The following is a 6835-nucleotide window of genomic DNA, read 5'->3' as shown; positions in this document are numbered from 1 at the left end:
GCGAGCGGGCGCCGGGCCCACCACAGGTGCAGCGTCGAGGGGTGGCCGTGCCGGATCGACTTCTCCCTTGCCGACTCGGCGTTGATCTCCTCCAGAGGGAGAGAGACCTCGATCAGCTTACGGCGGGCAGGGAGTGTCGTCACCTGCCCCAATATATGGCGCGCGTCAGGGGCGGACGGATCACCATCGGGTGACTTCCCGGGTGAATCTTCGGGCACTTGGGGTGGATTAGGCGTGGTCAAGATGTGCTCCGGGCGATCGGGAGGGGACTGGCTCTACTCTCGCCCGGCGCAGCCGTGTGGCGCATTGCCTGTTCGGGTACACCGATCTGCGGAAGGGTCGCTCGATCGGGTGATGTCGCGGGAGCCGCGGCGGTCGTCGGCCTACGCTGTGGCTCGTGACGACAGTGCTCATCGTGGATGACGACGCCCTGGTCCGGCAGTACCTTCGGGGGATCCTGACCGATCAGGGCTTCGAGGTGGTCGCCGAGGTGAACGACGGCGGCAAGGTTCTGGCGGCGGTCGTCAGGCATCGGCCTGAACTGATCCTCATGGACCTCGACATGAAGCCCGTGGACGGGGTGGAGGCGATCAAGCGGGTCCGGGCGCTCTCGGAGCCTCCGCGGTGCGTGGCGGTGACGACCCTTGAGGATGCTGTCAAAATCAAGGAGGCGCTCGCGGCAGGGGCGCTGGGCTACATCGTGAAGAGCGACCCTCCGGAAGCCTGGGGAAACCTGCTCCGTGATGTGCTCGACGGCGGGGGCGCCATGAGCAAGACCGCTTCGAGGCGTATCGCCGACGACTTTGCCGCTGCAGGGCCTGATGCCGCCGTCGAGGCTCGCGCCCGGATCGAGAAGCTCACCGGTGCGGAGCGGGACGTCGTCGCGTATGTCGAGGGCCGGACCAACGTCCAGATCGGGGCCTGCCTGTTTATCTCAGAGCACACGGTCAAGTCCCACCTCAAGGGAGCGATGACCAAGCTCGGGTACCAGCGGCGGAGCCAGCTCGCAGCGCTCGCCAGGGAAGCCGGGATCAGTGTCCCCCCAGAGCCCTGAAGTGCGGGATAACCTGGGATCGTGCCCGAACTCATCATGCCGTCCAACGTCCCGACGCTCGACGGGGACGTCGCCGGCAAGGCGTGGAAGTTCATTGAGAAGCTCCGGGAGGACGACACCACCCCGGGCCTGAGGATTAAGCCGCTCAAGGGTGCGGCGGACCGCCGGATCCGGACAGGCAGGGTCAACGACGACTACCGCGCGGTCCTGGTCAAGCTCACAGGTTCCGACGAGGAACCGCGGTACATCTTCCTGGGCATCTTCAAGCACGACGTCGCCAACGAGAAGGCGGCGAGCCTCGTGTTCCGGCGCAACCCGCAGACCGGCGCCGCCGAGGTGATCCGGGTCGACCTCGGCGAGTCCACGCCGCTCCACGGGGTGCGGGAGGCGATCGACGGGACCGCGGGTCTGGTCCCGCTGCTGGAAGCCAGGGGCGTGACGTTCGACGACCTCCTCGACCTGGGGATCGACCCCCGGATCGCGCACGAAGCGATGGGCGTCGTCGATGACGATGGTCTTCTGACGATCGCTGACCGGGCAGCGACGCCGTACGAAGGGGACGCCCTCCTGCTCCTTGCCGACGGGGCGACCGTGGACACGGTGCGGGCGACCTACGAGGTGAAGCCTGTGGAGGACGGTGACACCGGCGGGGACACCGACGACGAGCTCATCGAAGCCCTCGAGCATCCGCTCTCGCGCATGCAGTTCGCCTATCTCACGGACGACGCCGTACTCCGGGAGGCGATCGAGCAGGAGGACTTCGCGCGCTGGCGGGTCTTCCTCCACCCGGAGCAGCGGGCGTACGTCGAGGCGGCCATGACCGGCCCGGTCCGGCTTTCCGGAGGCGCCGGGACGGGCAAGACGGTCGTGCTGTTGCACCGGGCGCGCTTTCTCCACGAGCGGAACCCTGCGGCGCGGATCTTCCTGACGACCTTCACCACGACGCTCGCCAACGCCCTGCGGCAGCAGCTCCTGCAGCTGGCCCCAGGCATCGTCCTCGCGAAGGAGCCGGGCGATCCCGGCGTCTACGTGGGCACGCTCGATGCCGCGGCCCGCCGTCTGATCGTCCGCGCTGCTGACCACGGGCTCGATGTCCGCCGCGCCGCCACGGGACTTCTCGGCCGGGTGCGCGGGGATCTTGTGCCGTCCACCGACGACAGGATGTGGGACGCGGCCCTGCGAGGTCGTGGGGACGGACTGCCTGCCGAGCTGCGGACGGCGGACTTCCTCGGCGCGGAGTACTCGGCCGTCGTCGTCCCGCAGGAGATCACGACGCGGGAGGAGTATCTGAAGGTGCGGCGTCCCGGGCGTGGGGTGGCCCTCGGACGGGCGCAGCGGAACGCCGTCTGGGAGGTGATCGAGGCCTACCGGGAGACGACGGCGGCCGTTGGGACCACCGATTTCGACGAGAAGGCGATGATCGTCGCCACAGCTCTGGACACGGCCGCGGCGAACGGTGGGTCGCGGGTGGCCGACCATGTGCTGGTCGACGAGGCGCAGGACCTCGGCCCGGCCCATCTCCGCCTGGTCCGGGCCCTGGCGGCACGCGGGAACGACGACCTGCTGCTCGCCGAGGACGCCCAGCAGCGGATCTACGCGCCGCGGACAGTGCTGTCCCGGTACGGGATCCACGTCACCGGTCGGTCCCGGCGCCTGCAGCTCAACTACCGCACGACCTCGCAGAACCTCGGGTACGCCACGGCCGTCCTGGCGGGCCACCCGATGGTGGACCTGACAGACGCCGTCGTCGACGACTCCGGACTGCGTTCGGCCCGGTCCGGGCCGGCACCGACAGTCCACGGCTGCGACTCGCTGGTGGCGGCCTACGACACGACGGTCCGGGAGATCGAGGACTGGCTTTCCGACGGTGTCGCGCACGAGACGATCGCCGTGCTGGTCTGGAGCGGGAACGAGGCCGTCAAGGTCACCCGGGAGCTGGGGGATCGGGGGATCCCTGCCCAGCACGTCCGGAGCCAGGACACACCAGGGAAGGACCGGGTCGTGGTCATGACCCGGCACCGGTCCAAGGGGATGGAGTTCCGGCATGTCGTCGTCTTCGGGGCCACGGCCGACTCCACGCGGATGGCGGGCAGGGTCATTGTCGGGGACCCGGAAGAGGCGCTGCAGCGAGAGCGGTCGCTGTTGTACGTGGCGACGACCCGGGCGCGGGAGCGCGTCGTGGTCGTGTGGCACGGTACTCCCAGCGAGCTGCTGCCGGAGCCGCGGCCGGTCCGCACCGTCGTCGGGCACATCGGACCTTCCGCGCGGGAGAACCAGCACGAGGAGCTCGCGCGGGAAATGCACGACGGCGTCAACTACACCTTCACTGAGATCCTCATGATGATCCAGGAACTCGAACAGATCGTCGACGACAACCCCACGGTCCGCGAGCGACTCGCCAGGCTTCGGGCGGTCGCTCGTCGCGGCCACGCCGATGTCCAGACGGTGCTGGACGCGATGCGGACCGGGGCTGACGGGATGACAGAGGTCTCGTTCGACGACCTCGGCCAGCTGCTGGCGCAACTGCCGAACCAGGGAGCTCGGATCACGAGCAGCTTCGAGGTGGCCGAGGGCGGGACCGCCAGCCGGATCCTGACGCGGACCTGCTATCGCATCGTGCAGGAGTCGATCTCGAACGCGGTGTCGCATGCGGAGAGCCAGCCTGTCGACATCCTGCTCCGCGGCGCGCCGAGCACCGGGGTCGTGATCGTCGTCCGTAACCCGTTACCGGCAGGGACGACCGGGGAACCGTCCAGGAGCAGGCCGCACTCGGGGATCACCGGGATGCGTGCCCGGGCGGAGAGCCTGGGGGGAACGTTCTCCGCGGGACCGGTCGGCGGCCAGTTCGTGGTCGACGCCCGGATCCCGTGGGAGCGGCCCGAGGTGGTCGGGGACTGAGAGTGGTACGGCTGCCGGACCGGATCGTCTTCCGGGTCCGGCAGCCGTCCGTCAGGCGTCGAGGTCGAGGTCGAAGACGCCCTGCTCGAACTCGATGACCTCGGGAGCAGACTCGCCTTCCTCCTCCTGAGCGCTCTCGGGGAAGGCGTAGGCCCCGGCACGCTTGCAGAGGTCCAGGGCGTAGGGCAGTTCCCTGCCCTCGGGGTAGTCGGCCGTGAAGCGCTGCTGATGGACGAAGGTCGCCCAGGCCGTGGCCGCGCCGTCGTCGTCGGACGGGGCGAGACCGGCGACCGTGAGCTCGATCATCCGCGGGACGGGGGCTGCCTTGTCCGGGGACGGGGCCTTGGTGTCGTCGCGGGTGAGTTTCCGCATCGCCTTGTTGTGGGTGTTCAGCTTGCTGCTCTTCTCGGCCAGGCTGTAGAAGACGCGGTTCTCCGGTCCGGCGCCCTCCGCCTGGAGGACCGTCTTGGTGAAGCCTGCCGGCTCATCGTCACGGGGCGTGGCCCACCACATCGGGGTCTCCAGTCGGTTGGCGTCCGTACGAACGCGGACGATACGGAGCTGCTTGTTGTGGGTCGCCAGACGCATCGTGTCGGTCTCCCCGAGGGAGATGCGGTCCGCCTCCAGGCTGGAGTCCTTCAGCCAGGACCACCGCTCCCGGAGATTCGCGGCCTCGGCGAGGAGCAGGAGCGGGCGGCCCTTGAGCGAGGGGAGCGTGACCCGAAGGAAGCGAGCCATCGCCTCGGACTGCCGCTGGGCATCGGAGAACTCCCTGGTATGGGGCTCGGCGGTCGCCAGCTCGCAGAGGAGCTGGTTGTAGGGGATCCATCCCTTGCTCTCGGGAGTCTGGGCCAGGACCCGGGCCTGGTCAGGCCGCACCAGGACGGCGATCGGCATCCACACCGCTTTCGGCACAGTTCCTGTCACATTCCGCCGGACCTGCCAGAAGGCCACCTGATCGATCGTGTCCGGCAGGCTGGGGTTCGCGGAGTGAGGCGGCACGAGGCTGATCCCGAGGGACCGCAGACCGTCGGCCCAGGCGGCCTGGGCCCGGAAGGCGAGGTCGCCATCGCCGCTGGTGGTGATGAACTGGGTGACCCGGCCGGCGCGTGCGGCACCCTGGCGGACGGCGTCGTACGGGTCGCATCGGGGGATCCCCTGCTTGGTGAACTCCTTGGGGGCGAGGATCTCGGCGAGGACGAGCTCACTCGTGAACTCCTGCTCCTCCAGGTACTGCTGGACGAACGTGGCGCGGTCGTGGATCGCCTGCTGGTGGGCCTCGCCCCGGGCGGGATGGGTGCCGTTGCCGAGCGCGCTCGTCAGACGGCTCGCGGTGTGGCAGATGAGGCGCACCGCGAGGTCGCCCTCGCGGAAGACCACGTGGTGCTCCGGTGCGCCGGTCTCGACGGGTTCGAGACCGAGCCAGTTGCCGGCCGCTGAGAGCAGGGCGGTCCTGACGGCGTCGGTGTCGGTGACGACGTCGACCCGAAGCTCGGTGCCCTGCGTCCCGCGTAGGAGCAGTTCGCGGTTGCGGCCGGCGTTCGTGGCGTCGTCGTCGGCACGGCGCGCGACCGCGACGGGATGCTTGACCGTCCAGACGACGTGCTTTCGTTCGAACTCGGCGAGTTCATCCGCGTATTTCGCTATGGCCTCGGCGTTCTCGGGGTCGGGCTTCTTCGGTGGTGTCGGCTCCTCGGGGATCGAGGTGCGCTTGACGTACTGGCGCTCGATCCTCGGCCGCCCGACGACGGCCTGCAGGTTGAGGGCGGGCTCGAAGGCGTCCGGAAGAGCCTGGGCTGCCCAGGTGAGGATCCGGCGGCGTTCTTCCGGCATGATCCCGGTCTGAACGGCGTGCGGGGTCATGCGGGTGTGGTGGGTCACTGCGGCCTCAAGGCCCAGGGTAGGCGGCAGGTAGGCGCCCGGATCGGTGGAGATCCGTGCCGCGTCAGGGAACCGGCCAGTCTCCGTGAGGTGCGCCAGAACCCCCGTCGGCCCGTTGTTCTTCCAGGCGTTGGCCCGGGTCTTCTTGTCGTACCCGAGGTAGGGCACAGCGAACCGGGTCTGCCCGGGACCTGCCGCAGGGTCGGTGGGCGGTCGGAGATAGACCGAGGCGGAGGACCCGGAGGGGATGTAGAGCTTGCCGGAGGACACCCACCGACGGATCTTGACCCCCAGGTGCAGGCGCGGTCCCGGGTCGAACGGCGTGGTCATCAGGGCGATCGTGATGACAGCCGAGAAGCGGCTGACCGTGGTCTCGCGACCGCGTCCCTTCACGGGGTGCTCCAGCGGCGGCCATGACATGAGCTCGGCGCCCTGGTCCGTGGCGACCTGGACGAACGACAGCTGGTCGTCGAACTTCCCGAGTGCCAGGATGCGGGCGGCGACGGCTTCCGGGATCAGGCGGTACAGCACCGGGTCGACTGTGGCGGTCCCGGCCGTGTTCACCCCGACCCAGGCCGGGTCGACGTCGACGGAGTGCCAGTCCTCCGCGTGCGATTCGACGTCAAGGGCCGAGACTGCTTCCCGCAACTTCGGGTAGTCGCTCTTGGTGTCGAGCCAGCCTCGCAGGTACGACTGCATCGTCCGCTTGAGCAGGTTCGTGTCGACCGGCTGCCTGGCGTAGAGCCAGGTGTCAGCCGACGCCAGGCCCAGCTTTCCCGTGTACAGGACGTCGGGGACGAGGGCGCGCAGGGCGTGGTTCAGACGCTTGGCACCCGGCAGGTTCCAGGTCGGGTCGTGGGGCTTGCCGCCGTGGTCCCAGACCTGCCGGATGATGTCCGGCCAGTGTTCGGGCAGGGCGAAGGAGTGGAAGCTGCCGAGCACACTCGGCAGGTCCGCCGGCAGCCGCAGCCGGTAGGCCGCGGTCTCGACGTCGTGGGTCAT

4 protein-coding genes are annotated in these 6835 nt (G+C 69.2%); 2 read left to right on the top strand and 2 right to left on the bottom strand.

What is annotated here, in order from left to right; translation table 11 throughout:
- On the bottom strand, window positions 1-143 hold a 143-nt coding region (locus ABD208_RS20475; protein ID WP_425561123.1), incomplete at its 3' end, for a DUF1156 domain-containing protein.
- A gap of 254 nt (window positions 144-397) precedes the next feature.
- Between ABD208_RS20475 and ABD208_RS17220 the strand changes: the two genes are divergently transcribed.
- Window positions 398-1054: a response regulator transcription factor gene (locus ABD208_RS17220; RefSeq protein ID WP_344105275.1), complete on the top strand. Its 657-nt coding sequence runs from the start codon at window positions 398-400 to the stop codon at window positions 1052-1054.
- A gap of 21 nt (window positions 1055-1075) precedes the next feature.
- Complete coding sequence (locus ABD208_RS17215) at window positions 1076-3952, top strand: UvrD-helicase domain-containing protein (RefSeq protein WP_344105273.1); 2877 nt, start codon at window positions 1076-1078, stop codon at window positions 3950-3952.
- A gap of 51 nt (window positions 3953-4003) precedes the next feature.
- On the opposite strand, the gene ABD208_RS17210 is transcribed toward ABD208_RS17215, so the two are convergent.
- A complete protein-coding gene (locus tag ABD208_RS17210; protein WP_344105271.1) occupies window positions 4004-6835 on the bottom strand; it encodes a pPIWI_RE module domain-containing protein in 2832 nt (943 codons plus the stop codon).

The organism is Myceligenerans crystallogenes (assembly GCF_039529775.1).
GTDB lineage: Bacteria > Actinomycetota > Actinomycetes > Actinomycetales > Cellulomonadaceae > Myceligenerans > Myceligenerans crystallogenes.
This window is presented reverse-complemented; position numbering and strand designations above follow the sequence as displayed.